The 19,493-nt window shown below is 32.8% G+C and carries 18 protein-coding genes and 1 tRNA gene; 7 read left to right on the top strand and 12 right to left on the bottom strand.

The features are described 5' to 3' along the window. From PHF25_05025 to PHF25_04995, 7 genes are all read right to left on the bottom strand, one after another. The coding region (locus tag PHF25_05025) for a hypothetical protein (GenBank protein ID MDD4527383.1) at positions 1-208 on the bottom strand (208 nt) is incomplete at its 3' end. Further along, entirely contained in the window at positions 208-984 is a 777-nt protein-coding gene (locus PHF25_05020) for an outer membrane lipoprotein-sorting protein (protein ID MDD4527382.1), read from the bottom strand. The genes PHF25_05025 and PHF25_05020, both read right to left, overlap by 1 nt. After that, the gene (locus PHF25_05015; GenBank protein ID MDD4527381.1) at positions 971-3,280 is read right to left on the bottom strand and encodes an MMPL family transporter; all 2,310 of its coding nucleotides are present in this window, start codon (positions 3,278-3,280) and stop codon (positions 971-973) included. The genes PHF25_05020 and PHF25_05015 overlap by 14 nt, the downstream gene beginning before the upstream one ends. Next, positions 3,281-3,871 (bottom strand): TetR/AcrR family transcriptional regulator, encoded by a 591-nt coding sequence (locus PHF25_05010; GenBank protein ID MDD4527380.1) that lies wholly within the window; start codon positions 3,869-3,871, stop codon positions 3,281-3,283. Positions 3,872-3,992: 121 nt separating this feature from the next. After that, the gene (locus tag PHF25_05005; protein ID MDD4527379.1) at positions 3,993-4,361 is read right to left on the bottom strand and encodes a CrcB family protein; all 369 of its coding nucleotides are present in this window, start codon (positions 4,359-4,361) and stop codon (positions 3,993-3,995) included. 38 nt (positions 4,362-4,399) lie between these two features. Next, on the bottom strand, positions 4,400-4,963 hold the full coding sequence (locus PHF25_05000; protein MDD4527378.1) for a YfcE family phosphodiesterase: 564 nt from the start codon (positions 4,961-4,963) through the stop codon (positions 4,400-4,402). Between the two features lie 2 nt (positions 4,964-4,965). After that, positions 4,966-5,478 (bottom strand): adenine phosphoribosyltransferase, encoded by a 513-nt coding sequence (locus tag PHF25_04995; protein MDD4527377.1) that lies wholly within the window; start codon positions 5,476-5,478, stop codon positions 4,966-4,968. A 117-nt stretch (positions 5,479-5,595) separates the two neighbouring features. Between PHF25_04995 and PHF25_04990 the strand changes: the two genes are divergently transcribed. Beyond that, complete coding sequence (locus PHF25_04990; GenBank protein MDD4527376.1) at positions 5,596-5,970, top strand: response regulator; 375 nt, start codon at positions 5,596-5,598, stop codon at positions 5,968-5,970. A gap of 226 nt (positions 5,971-6,196) precedes the next feature. On the opposite strand, the gene PHF25_04985 is transcribed toward PHF25_04990, so the two are convergent. Together PHF25_04985 and PHF25_04980 are read right to left on the bottom strand one after the other, a co-directional pair. Next, a complete protein-coding gene (locus PHF25_04985; GenBank protein ID MDD4527375.1) occupies positions 6,197-8,329 on the bottom strand; it encodes a hypothetical protein in 2,133 nt (710 codons plus the stop codon). Then, a complete protein-coding gene (locus PHF25_04980; protein ID MDD4527374.1) occupies positions 8,295-12,782 on the bottom strand; it encodes a hypothetical protein in 4,488 nt (1,495 codons plus the stop codon). Before PHF25_04980 ends, PHF25_04985 begins: the two co-directional genes overlap by 35 nt. Positions 12,783-13,073: 291 nt before the next feature. Between PHF25_04980 and accD the strand changes: the two genes are divergently transcribed. The 6 genes from accD to PHF25_04950 all read left to right on the top strand — a co-directional run bounded on the left by accD (position 13,074) and on the right by PHF25_04950 (position 17,771). Continuing rightward, positions 13,074-13,955 carry an acetyl-CoA carboxylase, carboxyltransferase subunit beta gene (accD, locus tag PHF25_04975; protein ID MDD4527373.1) on the top strand — a complete coding sequence of 294 codons (882 nt, stop codon included), beginning with the start codon at positions 13,074-13,076 and terminating at the stop codon, positions 13,953-13,955. Beyond that, positions 13,955-14,917 carry an acetyl-CoA carboxylase carboxyltransferase subunit alpha gene (locus tag PHF25_04970; GenBank protein MDD4527372.1) on the top strand — a complete coding sequence of 321 codons (963 nt, stop codon included), beginning with the start codon at positions 13,955-13,957 and terminating at the stop codon, positions 14,915-14,917. Before accD ends, PHF25_04970 begins: the two co-directional genes overlap by 1 nt. 2 nt (positions 14,918-14,919) lie before the next feature. Beyond that, complete coding sequence (locus PHF25_04965) at positions 14,920-15,318, top strand: thioesterase family protein (protein ID MDD4527371.1); 399 nt, start codon at positions 14,920-14,922, stop codon at positions 15,316-15,318. A gap of 13 nt (positions 15,319-15,331) precedes the next feature. Next, a tRNA-Leu gene (locus PHF25_04960) sits at positions 15,332-15,419 on the top strand. 244 nt (positions 15,420-15,663) lie between these two features. Beyond that, on the top strand, positions 15,664-16,896 hold the full coding sequence (gene rho, locus PHF25_04955) for a transcription termination factor Rho (GenBank protein MDD4527370.1): 1,233 nt from the start codon (positions 15,664-15,666) through the stop codon (positions 16,894-16,896). An 8-nt stretch (positions 16,897-16,904) separates the two neighbouring features. Further along, on the top strand, positions 16,905-17,771 hold the full coding sequence (locus tag PHF25_04950) for a DUF368 domain-containing protein (GenBank protein ID MDD4527369.1): 867 nt from the start codon (positions 16,905-16,907) through the stop codon (positions 17,769-17,771). A gap of 4 nt (positions 17,772-17,775) precedes the next feature. Here PHF25_04950 and PHF25_04945 read toward each other — a convergent pair whose 3' ends face one another. From PHF25_04945 to PHF25_04935, 3 genes are all read right to left on the bottom strand, one after another. Further along, a complete protein-coding gene (locus tag PHF25_04945) occupies positions 17,776-17,949 on the bottom strand; it encodes a uracil-DNA glycosylase (GenBank protein ID MDD4527368.1) in 174 nt (57 codons plus the stop codon). Further along, positions 17,949-18,374 (bottom strand): ATP-binding protein, encoded by a 426-nt coding sequence (locus tag PHF25_04940; protein MDD4527367.1) that lies wholly within the window; start codon positions 18,372-18,374, stop codon positions 17,949-17,951. Before PHF25_04940 ends, PHF25_04945 begins: the two co-directional genes overlap by 1 nt. Continuing rightward, positions 18,375-19,493: hypothetical protein (locus PHF25_04935; GenBank protein ID MDD4527366.1), on the bottom strand; the 1,119-nt coding region annotated here is incomplete at its 5' end.

The raw sequence follows: 19,493 nt of genomic DNA, 5'->3' as shown, positions 1-19,493 counted from the left end.
TATAGATATAAGGATTTACTTTAAACGCGTAGTTGCTCCCTGAGGATTCTATGTTCAGATTTAAGGCATTTTGAATAATACTATAATCTCCATTAATAAAACCACCAATGTAGTTTCTGTAATAACCAGAAATGTCAGGAGACGCAAAGACTGTAGAGAGCATAATCGTCGACATTATAAAAAAAGCAGTAATTCTGTTGTTTAGCATTAAAGTCCTCTTTTCATCATTCGTTCACTAAATTGCCCATCCTCAATTCCTTTATCTAATTCTAGGTTCTCTAGTTTCATTTCCGTTCTATGACCACTTTGCACATTTGCCATTGTAGAATTTACAATTACCCAGTAATTAGACACTTTTTTGTAAGACTCATTTGTTAACATTTTTAAAAGTTCTTCGTCTTCATCATAAAATTCTTTTTTTAAGCCAATCCATTTGTCTTTAATTATCCAGGTAACTGTTTTTGAATAAAGTTCTTCTTTATCTTTGGGGATACTCTCCACAACAAAACATTCTTCATTTTGCAAAGTTTCTGTTCGAAGGATTTTGTGGGTATCTTCATTAGGATGCCTCTCTCCCAAGTCGTCATATGTAAAATCTGACCCCATAAAAGAATCACTAGAACTCTCACTAGAAATTCTTTTTACCTTTTTAAGTGCTGGTAAAAAAATCCATTGATCATCAGGCTTGGATTCATCGTTATAGCTAATGTTCATAAAGGAAGTATTTTTTACATCACTAGGTGAGACAAAAAACATAATCTTTTTTTCTTCATTGGCATAAACTTTTAAAAACTGCTTAATCTTTCTGATTCTAGAGTCGCCTCTTCTATTGATCAAAGTCATGGTCAAATCCGAAGATTGGTCTTTTGCTGTTGGTCTATTATAAACATTTTCTATTACCTTAAGCCCTGTTATTTCCTTAGCAAAAACTGCAACAGAAGCTACGCACAGTACCAATAACACTCCTAATTTAATTTTGTTCATTTTTTTTCTCCTTTATAAATAGATTTGATACAACCAACAAAACAAGCATAATCGTCACTGTTCCAACAAAACTTACAAACATATTAATAGAGACCAACGCGCCTAGTTCTCGATTAGGTGGAAATACTGAGCGCAATAAAACTAGAAACCCTGCAATAACTACCACGGCATTAAATAAAATGGCTAGACCAGAGTGTTTCATAGTATTAATACTAATCTGTACTTTATCATTAGAACTTTTAGCATTATGCCGATATTGCTCAAGAAAATGAACCGCATAATCAATTCCTATTCCAATAGCAATACTAGAAAGTAGTGCAGTAGTGGTACTTAAGGGGATATTAAAAATCCCCATTATTCCAAAACTAACGAAGGTTGTCACGATAATCGGAACAGCTCCAATAACACCGATTAGGAAGCTTTTAAACATCAATCCTAGTAAGACTACAACAATCAGCAACGAAGTGATTACGCTAATAATTTGTCCTTCTAAAATTAAATCTGCAAAGACAAGTGATTTATATCCAGAACCTGCATAATGGATTGAAACACCCAAATCTTTCAGCTTAGATCTATGCATTTCTACTTTATCCAGAACACTGTTTAAGGCTTTGGAGTTGTCGCTTTTTATCTGAAAAGTTAAATTTAATTTATTAAACTGGTAATTCGTAACTTTCCAGAGATTCTCAGGGTCACCAGACATTTCATAAAGCAATAAATATTGAGCTATTAACTCTGTAGAACTGGGAATTACGTTATATTGTTCCTGGTCTTCATGCATTACTTTATTCATTCTTTTCAGATAGTCCACTAAAGAAAATGAGTTCCCCACAACTGCTAAGGAGCCCTGAACATCTAACTGCATTTCATCAATTGCCCTGAGTATTTCTGGGTCTTTAAAAGCATTTTCAATGGGCGAATCCAAGATAACATTGATTGCTGAAGTTCCCCCAAAGTTTTGATTGATGAACTGGTCAGTTAAGACAATTTCACTATTTCTTTCAAATTTATCTAGGAAACTAGAGTTAATCCATACTTTACTAATCCCGAACAATGATAAGGCAAGGATAAGCATTGTGAGAAATATTACTAAGCCTTTCTTACGAAGAATACTTTTAGTGAAAATAGTTGCAAAACCTTCTGTCTCAGAAGCAGCAATTTTCTTCTTTTTTGATAAGTTCCAACGAGGCAACCCAAATGTCAAAATTGCTGCAGGGATTAGTAATAAAGAAAAAACCATAGCTACTAAAACACCAAAAGCTGTAAACATCCCAAAATACTTAATGGGATAAACTTGAGAAGAAAGCAAGGCAATAAATCCTACAGCCGTGGTAACAGAAGTTACAACAACCGGTTTCCACATACTAGTCAGAAGATCTTGCACTGCTTCTTTTTTTGTTGCTTTAGGGTTGTCAATCAAGAATAGCCGCAAATGGTTATACAGGTGTATGCCGTCTGCCACACCAATAGCAATTAGCATTACGGGTATCATTGTGGAAACCGCATAAATGGGAATACCTACCATAGCCATTAATCCAAAAGCCCAAACTGTGCTAAGCATAACAACTAGCATAGTAAAAAAAGTAGCACTAAAACTTTTCAAAACTAAAATTAACACACTAACAATAACAATAATTACAATGGGCACCATTTTTTTCATGTCTTTTGGTCCTAGTAGAGCCATTGTGCCCTCTACAATAGGTCGTCCAGCAACATGAATAATTTCTGGTCCTTCATATTTGTCTGATAAAGCTAAGATTTGTTGATAAAGTTCCTGAGAAAACACATCATCTTTAATTTCAGCGATAATGACTGTTACGTCTTCTTTTTGAGATACCATTCGACCATAAACCATTTCATTGCTTCGCACAGCGGCTTGTAGTTCTTGTAATTTTTCTGCTGTGTTAGGAACTTTATTAAAAAATGGTTTTACCTCAAGACCTTCTTCCGTACCTAAAATATTATCAGCAGTATATAAAGATTTAACGTCTTTTGCTTCAATTTCTTTCATTTTTTGCAATTCTTTAGTTAAATTTTTTACCTTAGTTAAGGTGTCGGTATTGTAGATTCCGTCTTTATTTTCTATGGCAATAATTATTCCATCTTGAATCCCGAACCATTCTTCTGCTTGATTGCTATAAATAAAAGCAGGGTGGGACTGGGGCATATATTTATCAAGGTCTGTTTCCATTCGTGAATTTTTTTTCATAACAGAAAAAAATACTCCAGAAGTAATCGCGATAATTACTAGCACAAGGGCAGGCCACCTTAACATTTTCATTATTTTTTTATCCATTTACTTTTCCTCCTTGCACAGTTTGACTATTGTTTTACGAAAATTGTTTACATCTTTAGTTAACTCAGAAGCAAAACAAGAGAGAACCCATCTTTTTACTATTAAGCGCATTCCTCCCATGATGATTAGAGCTAAGCTATGCTTATCGATATCCTTACGAATGTCCCCCTTCTGTTGGTTTTTCTCAATTAAATTTAAAATTATTCCTTCGTTATGATTCATGATCGACTGCATTTTTTGCAATAATTCAGGTTCATTCATAAACAATTCCTCTGAAAAAATAACTGTCGCATATGTGGGATTTTTGGCAAACAACTGGATATGCTTTGATAGTAAATGTTTTAGGCTCTCAGAAAATGAGCTGGTTGCTAAATTCTGGTCCATTGATTGGCTACGTTTTTCTTCGAACAGTTCGATTATTGCTAATAATATTTCTGTTTTTCCTGGGAAATGACGATAAATAGCAGGTTCAGAAAATCCCATTTTCTGTGCTAAGTTTTTAATTGTTAGGTTTTGAATTCCTTTTTCTGCTATCAAGGCAATAGCCTTATCTACAATTTCTCGCTGACGACTACTGAGTACTTCTTCCATAATTTACTCCTTTTATTTTGAAACAATGTTAGTTAATGTTAACTAACCATATAGCCAAGTTTAAACTATTAGAAATGCTTATGCAAGCTATTTAACTAGTCGGAAAAAATAACCTTAATATTTAAAAAAATAGTTTACCTAGCCAAAACCCTAGAAAAGCTAAAAGTATCCCAAATATAGTACTAATTAGCACATTAGTAAGTGCTAAAAGATATTTCCCGTTTTGTAATAAAAACATGTTTTCTAAACTGAAGGACGAGAATGTTGTAAACCCGCCTAAAACTCCTATCGTCAAAAAAAGTCTAATTGAATTTGGAGTATTAAGGTTGATGAAAATTACAGCAAATAATCCTATTAAAAAAGAACCTACTAAATTTACAAAGAGGGTACTAAATTGAAATCCAGTGTTGCTAATTTGAAGAGAATAAAAAAAGTATCTACATAAGGTTCCGATCGCTCCACCTAAGGCTAAAAGAAGTAAATTTGTCATAGAATTATTATAACAGAGTTTAGTTTACGTACAAAAAGTTAATATATAGTAATTTCTTCTATTAATTCATTTTCATCTACGCTTCTAAGCGAGATAGTTTTTTCCTCTTCATTAATTAATAAATAGGTTGGAATATTAAGCTCATCACGAGGAAAGGAGACAGAGCCAGGGTTTAAATACATTTTATCCTTTTCAATCTGAATTTTCCCAAGATGAGTATGTCCAGATAGCAACACATCACAATTAAATTCAGCTAATTCTTTTTCTTTACTCTCTTCTTTTAATTGATGCCCATGTTCTAATAAAAATTTTAAACCACAAACTTCCTTTACAAGTTTACTTTCTTTGTTAAAAAATTCATTGTTCGTTGTTTCTCTATTGTCGCAATTACCACTAATAATAATTTTTAATTTGTTTTTGCTAGCTTCTGTAAACCATTTATATAATATTTGGCGATTTTTAGGAGTATCCTCATTGTTTTTGTAATCAAAGTATAAGTCACCTAAAAACCAAAGCTCATCAACCTTAGGATATACATTATTTTTTATTAAATCTAAGGCCTCAACATTTCCATGTATATCTGAAAAAACTGCTATTTTCATTATTAAAACTCTAACAATTGGATGACTTTTTTAGCTGATAATTTCTTTATACCATTTAAAAAAGCCAGATTCACAACAAAAACATCAGCTACAATTTCTGCACCAGTTTGAGCTATTAATTTTTCTACGGCTGACACTGTTCCCCCTGTAGCTAGAAGGTCATCAATTATAATAACTTTATCAGTTTTCATTAATGCGTCTTTGTGTAACTCAAGTGAGTCTGTCCCATATTCCAAATCATACTGAATGGAAATTGTTTCAGCTGGTAATTTCCCTTTCTTTCTAACAGGAATAATCCCTTTACCCATCTGCAAAGCTAATGCAGCTCCAAAAATAAAACCTCTGGATTCAACTGCTACAATATAATCGAAATCAATATCTTGCAATTTATTCTCCAATAATTCAATTGAATGTTTGAAGGCGTCACTGTCTTTAATAAGCGGAGTTATATCTTTAAATACAATTCCTTTTTTAGGAAAATCTTGAATATCTCGCACGTAATCCAGTAAATTCATTGTTTCCCCCTAACGCTTGTTTAGTTAAATTGTAAATTAATAAACTTAATTTGCCAATTATTGTAATAAAGTATAGTATTCGGTTATTATATTATATATACAATTTAGGAGAATTTAATGGAAACAAGAAAAACCGTACTAATTGTTGATGATGATCAAACCTTAATAGACGTTTTAGAAATATCTTTCAGTATTCTTCATAATATTATTATTGAAAAAGCCTACAGTGGCGAGGAATCCATTGTAAAAGCTGAGCAAATAATCCCTGATTTAATTATCATGGACTATAAAATGCCTGGGATGAACGGCTGGGAAGCTGCTAAAAGAATCAAAGCTAATCCAAAAACAGAGAATATACCTATTATTGGATATACTGCATGGGCTGGACTAGAAGACGTCAAAAGAGGCTTAAATAGTGGAATAGTGGAAATAGTTACAAAACCTATTGATTTAGATGCTTGGGAAGAAAAGCTTCAAAAATACTTAGGCTAAAAACTAAGTTTCGTTGTCATTCCCGCGGTACCGAAGGTCTAGCTTAGCGTTAGGCGGGAATCTAGTATTCATTTAATTTGATATTCCTTAATAAAAAAATAAAGAGCAATAAGTGGATTCCCGCCTACGCGGGAATGACTAAGAATAGAATTTTTATAACCAAACAAATTGTATTGAGTCAGTAAACACTTAAACAGCGACGTAGTCGCATAAACAAATAAACCTTTTATTCTTCAAGTTCTCTTTTAATCTTCAGAAAATATGAACTCTTTGTTAACCAGCCTAATAACTCTTGTCTAGTTATAATTACATCAGGATCATAATATCTACCTTTGATGTCAATAAATCCATTTTCTACAAAGTAGTTGATAGCTTTAATATATGGATGATCTTGGTTAACATTCTCAAAATACTTAGGTGTAATCTTAGAATTATAGATTGGATAATTAAACGCTCTGGAAATTATGTCCATGGCTTCTCCTCTATTTAAATAACGCATATCCTCTCTGCTTTTAATTAGTCTGGCTTTTAAAGCTAAGTTATAGGCTTCATCAAAGGTTAAGCTTTTAGCAGAGAAAACACTCGTTGTATTCCATAATGACATCACCCATTTTATAACTTCATATTGTCTTAATCTTTTTAAAGGTTCAAACAAATCTTCTCTTGGTAAAACAAAACAAGTAGCTAACAAATCAGCCTCTTTGTTTTCAATATCTTTGTAATTAAACAGTCTAAATACAGAAAAACTATAATTAATTTTTCCTTTTGGAATTTCATCAGTAAAAATTATCTGATTAATCCCATATTCAAGAGGAACGATGGGCTTGAAGACAGTAACCCTTTTCCCAACTAGGGGAATATCCTCAGCAAAGGAATTGCGAGGGTTTTTTACTTTAAGATTATGATAGATTCCTGCGCTACCCACAAATTGATGTTTGTCTTTGTAAGTAACCACCATGCTCTGTTGTGGAGCTGAAAAGTTTATAAAAGGCTCTTCAATCGTTAGAATAGCTTCGTTTTTAGCATTATCTTGCAGTCTCACAGTAAAACTATCAAAAACACTTTCTAATTCAGCCTCAATAGAGTATTTGTTTGTATTAAAAAATGTTGAACGGCTTAAATTTACAAAAAATGGGGGATTAGCTAAAACTTCGTTCGGATAGACATCCAAAGTTACCATCCCAGCTTTAACAAAAGCTTCAAACCTAAAATCAGGAGGAATTTGGTCTACAATAATTCTATATTTCTTGGAAGGTAAACTTTCTTTTCTTGGTCCTTTTTGAATCGCCTTAAAATAGAAATCATTTACTTCTAAGCTTAAAGGTAATTTGGCCTCCCAATAACCATTAGCATTAGTCTTAACCATATCAATCAAGATATCTTTATAAAAAATTTGGACATTAGTATTTGTTAAACTCCAGCCGATAACATTAGCGAACTTTTTGTTTGTAAAGGGAGGATATTCATATAAAAAGGGGACTGGGAGCTTGTCTTGCTCTCGTACAGTTATGCCAAAAAGATGTTGCGATTCAAAAGGATATTTATTGAGGGGTATTTGTAGCGTGTAGTCAAAATTAATTCCCATGTCGTCTTTGCCAAAGAAATAAAGTTTCTCGTATTTTAAACCTAGCCCTAAATTAAAAAAGTCAGTATCTAGTCCACCTCTGGCCAACAAACTTTGGTTTAGAGAATATTCTCCTCCTACAGCAAGCCCTTTATCGCCATTATCAACAAAAACCTTATAATCAGGTTGGCGATATTGTAGCCCATAAATAAGAGGATGCTTTTCAGAGCTATCATTCAGCACGCATCCAAAATAAACATCAGGGACTAAATCTAAAGAAAAAACTGTACCAAATCGTACAAACATATCTTGTCCTGACATAAACGAATACTGCTGGAGACCAATCGTCGCTCCTAAATCAATTTCTTTAAATAGAAACAAATTAGTTAATTTCATTGCAGTATGTAGTTGAGTTTGAGTGATATATTCGCTAAAACTACCATTTTGTCTAATTCTACCTTTGATTAAGTCTGTGTAAGGTATATCTGCTAGCTTTTGACTTATGTAGGAAAAGCCTAAACCTAGATCATAAAGTTGAAAGGACATCGTGAAATCATTGTGAGACAGAGCATTTTCGAAGTTAGCGCCATACCAATAATTGTTCCAACCATTATAATGTGCAATATTTGCGGGATTAAGCTGAATAGCATTGGGAATAGAAAAACCAGCAACACCTGTACTACCAAGAGCAGACACTTCAGGATAATATCTTCCCTTAGAAATGTCATATCCTTCAGCAAAAATTAGCCCGATAAAAAAGCTAATTAATAATAAATTTAGTAGTCGTTTTTGCATCTATTTTCTTTCCATTCTCAATAATAATTGCTTTCAAAATGTACATGCCTTGAGGAATTAGGGTTCCATTATCAAGAATGCCATTAAAGTCTCTCAGTTGATAATAATTGTCCTTGAGCGAAGCATCATAACTATCTGTCCATACGTTTTCACCTCTGGAATTAAATAAATACAAACGAACCTCACAGGATTTGCTTAATTTAAACCCAATTTTTAACGGTGATGCAGAGAAACTATTTTGTGATTTTTTGCTAGGATAAACTAAGAAATCTTTAATATAAAATTGCTCAGAGTCATAAACCGAAAAAGCAATATTTGCTTCTGGATACATGTTCCCAGCGTTGTCATATAATGTTAATTTTAAGGAATGGTCTCCTTTACCAAAATTATCACCAACTTTTATAGAATTACTTTGAGAATCATATCTATAACTGGGTTCAGTAGAATACATGTTAAGGGCAACACCATCAAGAATTATTTTTATCTTACTAATGTCTAAATTAGCAATACTATCCTTGATATGAAAAATTAAATATTCATTATCAATTATGTCACCATTGAGAAAGGCTAAACCACTTTTTGAACGAATAATTCGTTCTATATAGTTGGGGTAATCTAAATAAAAAATAGCTTTTTCAGTAATATCTACATTCAAAGATTTATCAGTAGTAAGTACTTTTTCCCAGCCACTTAACAAATCTCTGCGTTGCACTCTAATTGATTGTCCGTCGTAATTGTAGTCAACAAAAGCGTCAATGAGTAAGTTGTCTCTTTTAAACTCAGTATCAGTTGAAATAGTAAAGGAAATATCTTTTTGTTCACCAGCATTAAATGTTACAGGGAAATTCATAGTTGAGGAGATGTTATACAAATAAGTTACATTCAATCTAGACTCGCTACCTTCATAAAACTGAGGATAAAGGGAATTTACTGTAATTTGCGCAGCATTGCCATTAGTAAGTCTTAGTTGAATCTTTAAATCTCCTGTTGTCCAATTATTTGGTGTTATAGATAATAATTCAACGTTTAATCCCTGAGAAACAAAAGACATGTATCTGGTATTTCGTGGGTAGGGGAAGAGTCCAGCAGTTTTATTAAGTGTAGTCGGTTCGACTGCATATACTTTAGGTTTTAATCTTTCTTCAGCAATATTAGACAAATTGCTAATTTTTTGTCCAAATGAATATAAAATTACGTAATTTTTAGAGATAAAACTAACATTTCTTATATTCAAAGTAACTCTTGTCGAAGTATTAGAAAAATCATTTACAACGCTCATTATTACATCAGATGAAGAATAGGTATTATTATTATCGACATCCTCTATAAGCATTACGGACCTAATACCAGAATCATTATTTGAATATAGATTTTTATTTGTTTCTAAAAAAATATTGTAGCTAGTAAGATTGTTTCTATCTGTGCTTTTTAATCCAAAGCTCAAAATAGGGACATCATAGGCTCCATCATAGTTAAGGGTTGAGAAAAGGTCACTTCCTGGTGTAAAAAAATAATTTACTGCTGATAACATAATATCCTGAAAGTACGACTTATTTACGGTTATTACTTGAGTATCTAATGAGTGAGTATAATAAAATTTATCTATATAATTCCTAACAGAAATCTGATTCGCTATTGTTGAGCCATTAAAAAGGTTATAAACAATGAATAGAACAGAGTTGCTATTAGCGCTAATAGCTAATTGATTTAAGGTTAAATACAGCTCATTTACTTTATCTGCACCAATCGTGTACAGGAATAATAAACTATCATTGTTATCCCATATCTTATTGTCATTATTATCCCTGTAAACAGACACTTCTTTTACCCTGTTTCCACCTGAAGATGTGAATGTAAAATTATTAAGTGTGGCAACGTTAAGGTTTATTCCATTTAATGTTATATTGTCAAAAAAAGATTGATAATCCACCCTAAAAATTGGAATATCCATCATCTCAGCGTAGGTGCCACTAACTATTGCAGAATCTAATGTCACTTTTAGCCCAGATAACCCGAGATTAATGGTGATATCTTCACTAAAACAATTCATATCATATTTACTAATATCTCCCTTACCAACTATGTTTTTAATTACCAAATCTAATGTTATTCCAGCGTTTACGTTTTCATTGGGATCAAATATTACTCGATACTGTCTAGTAATCCCTAAATGGTCATAACTCGTATAAGAGAGTGTATCAGTTATTTGTTTTTGTCCTTTAAGAAAATTAAAAGTAACAAGATTGAATTCTTTATTATTGGGATCACCAATATATGACTTTTTTATATTTATTGTTCCAATTTCCTGAGCAAAAACTGATTGCATATCTAATACAAAATTAACAGTATTACAAAGTTCCTCAACAGAAGTAATAGAAAATGTTGCTAAATTATAGGTCTTATCTTTTCTGTAAGGAATAGCAAAAGAAGTAAACTTATCTTGTTTCATCAATAATGTAGAAACTGATATAGATATTTTTGTCTCATCAGAATAATTTTCAGTCAGATAAACACTTTGCACAGAATCAGGTGAAATATGTCTTTCATAATACAAAACATCGATTAATTCTAAGTTAATAATATCCTTACCAGCATCTGAAGAAGATGGTATATTCAACATTAGAAAATATCCCTTATTTGCATCATTTAAAAGCAACTGAATATGTGGGTAATTAAATGTAACGATATTGTTAACCGTATCATAATGATGGATTAATACCTCTTCTCCAACTATTGGCAGATCAGTGGAGTCCAAAATCTTATTACTATTAGCATCTGATATAAGCGAAAACTCTAAAAAATTTATAGGGAGGCTACCATTATTTTTAAATATAAAGTCTTCTACATAGACAGGATTATAAGAGGTAACAGAAAGAGAACCGATATATGAAAAATCAAAATAAGCAATTTGCTTTTTCCCTCCACCTTTTGGGAATATAATATCAACATCCTTTGTTATAAAACTTCCGGCCATGCTAACAATTCCAGCTTTAGCTGTATAAAGGTCATTATAATTATCATTTTCAAACAACGTTTCCAAGCTACGAACTCCTCCTTCAGCCGATGTATAGGTCATATTAGTAATCATCGTTCTCAACAGACTTGTTTCTTGAATGTTTGTTGGCAACTCATATCTAATAATAAGGTTCAAACTGCTTCCAGCTGTAAAGAAATTTGAAATCGATTGATCAATTGTAATCCGAATAGTATCAATATCTATAATGTCATAGTAACCTACAGAATAAGTTGCAATTTTAATATCTAGAGCATCATAAGCTCCGATTGTTCCTTTGTCTGTATATACAAAAACATTAAGAATAACATCATCTGAGGCAATATTATTAAAGCCAAAGTCACCATTTGCTATTAGCTCAATCGTATTCAGAGTGCTACCTACATAATAGGAATTAGCGTGTATACTAAATACGGATATTTCACCACCAGCAACAGTATTATCTGCAGGAAAAATAGACGTCACAGTAGGGTATAACCCTGATATTTTTACATTCATTGTGTTGTATTCTTCTAACATAGAATATGGATAACCTTTGGCACCATTAGTCAAATCAGCACCTGTTATGCCATTAATTTTTATGTTAAAGCTTATCCCAGTATCACCATAAGAATCATTATAATAACGAATATAAAAGTTCTTTGTAGTTGTTTTAACTAGATTATTATCTGCATAAGGCAAAGCCAATAAAAAGCTATCACTTGCCATTACCTCTGCTGTAACAAGTGGCGAAGAATAACCATCTCTATATATTCGTATTTCTCCAATGCCTTCTCCAGCGTTAGGATAGTTTATATCCAAATCAAAAGTTACAAGACATCTTGAATCTTCACTTAACCTCAATTGAACATTAAATAAATCTATCTCGCTATCAGCCGGAAAATAGTTCGTCGTTACTCCTAACGCAATAGATGTATAAAGTTTTGCCAACTTATAGGTGTAACCAACAACATTACTACTCAGTATTGCCGCAACTTCAAGGTTGTCATAAAAAGCATTTGGGGTTAACTGAACAATGGCTCCATCATTGGCAGTTGTTGCAACATCAACAACAATAAAATATGCTGCGCTCGGACTTATATGCTCAGATAAAGTATTAATAGTAATTGCACTTGTACCATATATTGTTGCATCAACCTCATTCTTTATAGAGTTTTTTTCAGAATCAGAAAGAAAACCATTATCATCTAAATCTTCACATATCTTAAATTTAAACCATTGTGACAGAGTGCTTGGGTTTAAATTCCCAAAAACCATAGTCTTCCATTCATCATCAACATGACCACTTACAACAAAACGATAAATTACAATATCCTTACCACCAATAGGCAAAACTTTTGGTCTCTGGCTAGCAGGTAGGCTACTTTCAATATATAGTTGAGAAAAAGAAACACTTAATAATGAAAACAATAAAAATGTTTTTATTAATTTTTTAATCATTTTGCCCCCAGCTAAGAATCTTCATTTTTTATGTATTGCCCCCTAGATATTTTAGAATCATGCAGTACTTTAGACCATACTAAATTAATTTAGTTTCCAAATCTCTAGTCCATTAAACCTTAAACCAGCGATCGCTTCCCCTTTGTTAACTATTTACCAATAACCCATTGAACCAGTGAACCAGTGAGCTATTGAACATTATTTACTTATATTAGCCAAGAATCACCACGATACAAAGATGGATAATTATTTTGACAGTTCCAAGGGTTTCGTTATATCATGATGCACGATATGTCTATCCTAGAATGGTTTGCTACTAAAAATAGCGCATGTAAGATTGAAACATCTAAGCTAGATATTCCAGGAAATCTCTGGATTAAGTGTATTGCGTGTGGCGAAACACTATATAGTAAAGATTTTGAGCAAAACCTGAAGGTTTGTCCCAAGTGTTCCCATCACTATAGATTAACTTGTCATGAGAGGTTAAGCATTACAGTAGACGAGGGTTCTTTCATTGAAATCGACAAAAACCTTTCTCCTGCTGACTCTTTAGAATTTTCCGACATCAAATCCTATAAAGATAGAATCATTGAAGCCAAGAAAAAAACTGGTCTCAATGATGCCGTTATTACTGGAGAAGCTAAAATCAATGGAACTGATATTGCTATAGGTATTATGGATTTTGGTTATATGGGAGGCAGTATGGGCTCCGTAGTTGGAGAAAAAATAACAAGAGTCATTGAATTAGCAACGAAGAAACAATTGCCAGTTATTATTATGTCTTCTTCTGGTGGAGCTAGGATGCAAGAAGGGATGAATTCGCTGATGCAAATGGCAAAAACATCTGCTGCCATATATAGACACAAACAACAAAAACTACTATTTATCTCTGTGCTTCTTGATCCTACAACAGGAGGAACTACTGCTTCTTTTTCTATGCTTGGTGATTTAAATATTTCTGAACCAAACGCGCTAATCGGTTTTGCCGGTGCCAGAGTTATTGAGCAAACCATTAAGCAAAAGCTACCAAAAGACTTCCAAAGAAGCGAGTATTTACAAGAGCATGGAATGATAGACCATATATTACCTAGGAACGAAATGAAATGCTTTATTTCTAATATCATTGAAACAACTGCTTTTTATAAAAAGCAACTTGTAACGGAGGAAGAATAATGGCATGCTCTAATTATCTTGATTTCGAAAAACCAATTATTGATTTATATAAAAAAATTGAAGAGTTACAAGCGTTATCTGACGAAGAAGAATTAGATATGACAAAAGACATTGCACTATTAAGTGAAAAAGCTGAACAACTTAGAAAAAAAATTTATGAAAACTTAGAGCCCATTAATATCGTAAAATTATCCAGACATCCACAAAGACCAGTTTCTTCTGATTACCTCGAAAATGTTTTTGAAGACTTTATTGAGCTACATGGCGACAGATCTTTTGGTGATGATCACGCTTTAATCGGTGGTCTTGCTAAGTTTGAAGGCAAGCCAGTGATGATTATTGCTCAACAACAAGGCAAAACAACTAAAGAAAATATTTATAGAAACTTTGGCATGCCACAGCCTGAAGGCTACAGAAAAGCCTTAAGACTAATGCGTTTTGCTGAAAAATTTAGTATTCCAATAATTACATTAATAGATACTCCTGGTGCGTATCCAGGTTTAGCCAGCGAGGAAAGAGGAGTTGCCGAAGCCATAGCCATGAATTTACAAGAAATGATTGGCATAACTGTTCCGATTGTTTCAATTATTATTGGTGAAGGCGGAAGTGGTGGAGCACTAGGAATTGCCATAGGAAACACTGTTGCTATGCTTACTTATTCTATTTATTCTGTTATTTCTCCTGAAGGGTGCGCAGCGATATTGTGGAGAGACGCTGGTATGGCTTCGTTAGCAGCCGCAAATTTGGGACTAACAAGCGCAAAACTAAAAGAACTAGGAATTATTGATACAATAATTGAGGAGCCGCTTGAAGGCGCACATACAAATCATAAAAAAGTTTTTACAAAAGTGCGAGCTTTTCTGAAAAAAGAGCTTACAAAGTATGAAAAGTTCGGAGCAGAAGAACTAACTAACCAAAGATATGACCGTTTTCGTAAACTAGGCACCTTTACAGAGGAATAAGCTTGTTCTCAAACAATATAAAAGTTCGCTACAATGAAACCGATAAAGGCGGACGAGTATATCATTCAAACTATTTAGTTTGGCTAGACATGACAAGGACAGAGTTTTTGAGATCGCTTGGTATTTCCTATGCCAAGTTAGAAGATGAAGGTATTTTTATTGTTGTCAGAAAAGCCGAAATAGAATATTTATCGTCAGCTGAATTTGACAAAACATATACAATTACTATCGAAAAAATAGTTTTAGATAAAATTAAACTTGACTTTTATTATTCGGTTAAAGATAATATTACCGAAAAGATTATTGCCAGGGCTTTCACAAAACTGGTAGTTATAAATGAAATTGGCAAACCAATAAAAATTCCAGACCACTTAAAAGAAAAATTACAAAGATTTCTTTAAGATTAAATAAGTTGCCGAAGTGGCGGAATTGGTAGACGCGTTGGTCTCAAAAACCAATGGGACATGCTCCCGTGCCGGTTCGATTCCGGCCTTCGGCACCAGGCTTAGTTCAAAAACAGAACTTCGCCCTGGTAAACCAGTCTTAGCTTTGTATTTTACAGAACTTTGACTCAATTAACTTAAATCTTTCCAAATAACCAGGAGGCAAAAATGGACAATAATGATAAACAGGAAAAAAGACCTAATAACTACAAAAAAAGATACACAAACAACAAACCAAGACCAATCAAAATGCAAGAAAACAACGAAGAATTTAATCCAGAAGAATTTAACCCAGAATTTAGTATAAACATCCTCCAACTTCAACAAATGGAGCTTAAGGATTTATATGAAGTAGCTGAAAAGTTTAGCATTGAAAATTATCGTATTTTGGCAAAAAACGACATTATTTTTAAAATACTTGAAGCTAATACCAAAAACAATGGTTTTGTGTTTGCAGCTGGTGTTTTAGAAATACTCCAAGAAGGTTATGGCTTTTTAAGAATTAGTAATTATTTACCCAGCGAAGATGATATTTACGTTTCACAAACTCAAATAAGAAGATTTATGCTTAATACTGGAGACTATGTTAGTGGCCAAGTTAGACCACCCAAGGAAGGCGAACGTTATTATAGCCTGATAAGAGTTGAAGCTATAAATAATAGAGATCCTGAATTAGCTAAAAAAAGATCCTTATTTACCAACTTAACACCAATCTATCCACACACGATGCTAAGGATGGAAACAGATGCAAAATCTATTTCTGGTAGGATTATGGATTTAATTTCTCCTATTGGAAAAGGACAAAGGGGCCTTATCGTTTCTCCTCCCAAAGCTGGTAAAACAACTATTCTAAAAGACATTGCTAATAGCATTACAAAAAACAATCCAGAAGTAATCATTAAAGTATTACTAGTAGATGAAAGACCTGAAGAAGTTACAGATATGGCCAGAAGCATTAAGGGCGAAGTAATCAGCTCTACTTTTGATGAGCCACCTGAAAGACATGTGCGTGTTGCTGAGTTAGTATTAGAAAGCGCTAGAAGGCTAGTTGAGTGTGGTGAAGACGTAGTTGTATTGCTTGATAGCATTACACGTCTTGCTAGGGCTTATAACCTCGTTGTTCCACCAAGCGGTAGAACGCTTTCCGGTGGACTTGACCCAAGTTCTCTGCATAAACCAAAGAGATTTTTTGGTGGAGCAAGACAGATTGAAAATGGAGGAAGCCTGACTATCTTAGCTACTGCATTGGTAGATACTGGTTCTCGTATGGATGATGTTATCTATGAAGAGTTCAAAGGAACAGGAAACATGGAGCTTCATTTAGATAGAAAAATGGCCAACAGAAGAATTTATCCTGCTATTGATATTATTGCTTCTGGAACTAGAAAAGAAGAATTGTTAATGAATGAAGAAGACCTAAAAAAAATCTTCTTATTAAGAAAAAACATTGATTCAGAAACAGCTATTGAAGAATTGATTAAACTTCTAAAACATACTTCTAGTAACGAAGAATTTTTAAATTCTGGTATATTTTAACTAATACAATGAAAGAATTTTTAAACCTAGTTTTAATAGGAATGGGTATTGGTATGGCAAACGTTATTCCGGGTGTTTCTGGGGGAACTATTGCTTTAATTACTGGTGTTTTTCAAAGGCTAATTAATGCTCTTAAGAATATTGATTTTGTTACGATTAAGGCTTTTTTAAAAGGTAATTTTACTGAAGTTTTTAATAGATTAGATTTTAAGTTACTACTGCCGTTAGGTTTAGGCGTTATTGTTGGTATTTTAACTTTAGCAAAAATTCTAGATTATTTTTTTATTAACTACCCAATCTTAACTTGGTCTTATTTTTTTGGTCTTATCTTAGCCTCTGTTTTTCTTGTTTCTTCGCAAATAAAGAAAACGTCTTTAATGACATTATTTTTTATGCTCTTGGGAACATCGATTGCTGTTATAATTGCCTTTGGAGTTCCTTCTTCACCTAATCCTAACATTTTTTATTTATTGCTCTGTGGTATTGTAGCCGCAGCTTCAATGATACTACCTGGAATATCTGGTTCTTTTGTACTTATTCTTATGGGGAACTATCAACTTATTTTAAATGCTGTTAATCAGCTTAACTTAATAGTTTTGTTACCAGTAGTTATTGGAGCTGGAGTAGGGTTGATTTTCTTTTCCAATCTACTTTCAGTAGTACTGAAAAAATATCATGATATAACAATCGGAACACTAACTGGATTTGTAGCTGGTTCGCTTCTAACCTTATGGCCTTGGAAAATACAAGAGGCACATAGCTATAAGTGGCTAATTCCCTCAGCTTTCACTCCAGAGGTTATGATGGCTGTTTTATTAATGATTACTGGTATTCTAACCATTGTTATTATTGAAAGATTAGCTGTTAAAAAATAATTATTTAGTCTTGCTTAGTTGACTCTTGAAAGTATTGGCATTCCATCGAGGAGCTTTGTCTTACTTCGTCACAAGGATATTTTTTGCTTTTAAACCCTAAGGCTTTGCATCCATAAGGAAATTTACTATCCCAAGTAATATAAAAAAACTTGCATCTTTTGCATTTTTTAATAGCCATTAATTTTCTTTGGGTATTTTTTTGCTCATATACAGCAAAGTATACTGATTAGGAAGGAAAATATAGGACAATTCATCCATTATCGATTTCATTAAATAAATCCCACGGCCACCATGGCCCCAATCCTTTTTAAGGCTAATCCTTTCGAAAAATTCAGGATTAAACTCTTTTCCTCCATAATCCTTTATCTTAATGAAAAAAGAGCGTCCTTCAACGTTAAACTCGATATCCACATGCTTCTTTTTGTTAGCAAAAGAGCCATGTTCAATGGCATTACTTAATCCTTCATTTAAAGCTATTTCTAAATTCAAAACGTCTTCCTTAGAAAAATTAAGATCCTTGCAAAATTCATTCATGATTTGTCTGACATTCTTTACCTGTCTTAGCTCACAAGGTATCTGTATATGTAGTTCTTGTTTTTCCATTTAAGTTATCTCCTGAAAAGGAATGATCAGGCTAAACCTTGTTCCTTCTTGTTCGTTACTAATAGCAAAATCTCCGCCATGGGATATTAAGATATGTTTTACATAGGATAATTCGAGATTAAGCTCTCCAACTTCTTGGTCACTCATCATAAATCTTTCTACCTGTAAATTTGGTTTTGTTAGTTCATATAAATCCATTGTATTATAAAAATATCCTACCTGGACAAGCCTGACCACAAATCTATCCTCATCAAATTGACTTTCGATTAATAGGCTATTACATTTGTTGTTTTTAGATAGTAGAAAATCAAAGAGAAGATTAAGAGATAATTCAATTTTTGCGGAATCCATGAAAATTCGTTGCTCTGATTCAACAAGTTTCGAGGAAATGGTTACTTTATTTTCTTTTAAATTAGCATTTCTTGCTTCTAATACTTTGCTAACTAGTTCGCTTGCTTTTACTGGCTTTTTAAATAAACGTAATGGTCCAGAATCCATTTCGGCATGATAGATCAACTTATTCAGTAATAAGAAACAAAAGTTGATAGTATTTAATACATTTTCAGACATTATTTTAGGGTCATTTTTAGCTTTTCTTAGTATGCTACTAATTTCATTATGCATTGTTGTCGCAGTTAAAAAGAAAAGTTCAGACTTTTCTCTTTCTTTACGCTTTGACTCGGTAATATTTCTTAAAATAAGAATATAGGTTTTGTTACCATTATTTAACTCAGGCAATTCGTCTATTTTCCCGTTTAAAACTAATCTTTCTGGTTTAAACAAAACTAAATTGATTGTCGAAAACTTTCTATTTGTTATTAAGTCATTAATAAGAATATTCTTTTTAACTTGGTTCAAAGAAAAAAAGTCTCTAGCTGCTGGGTTTTCCATAATTATATTTTTATTTTCGTCAAAAATTATAATTCCATCATTCAAAATGTTAATAATAGAACCATATTTTTCTATAGCGCCATGTTCTTCATCTAAAGTTCGGATAACCTTCATTTGGTTTGCCAAAAACACAGCCATAGTTTGGACTAATTCTTTGTCGTTATTATCAAAGCCACAATTACTATTAAATAATTGGAGAATACCAATAAATTCTTTATCAACAGAAAT

It is taken from the genome of Candidatus Margulisiibacteriota bacterium (genome assembly GCA_028706105.1).
GTDB lineage: Bacteria > Margulisbacteria > Riflemargulisbacteria > GWF2-35-9 > DYQY01 > DYQY01.
This window is presented reverse-complemented; position numbering and strand designations above follow the sequence as displayed.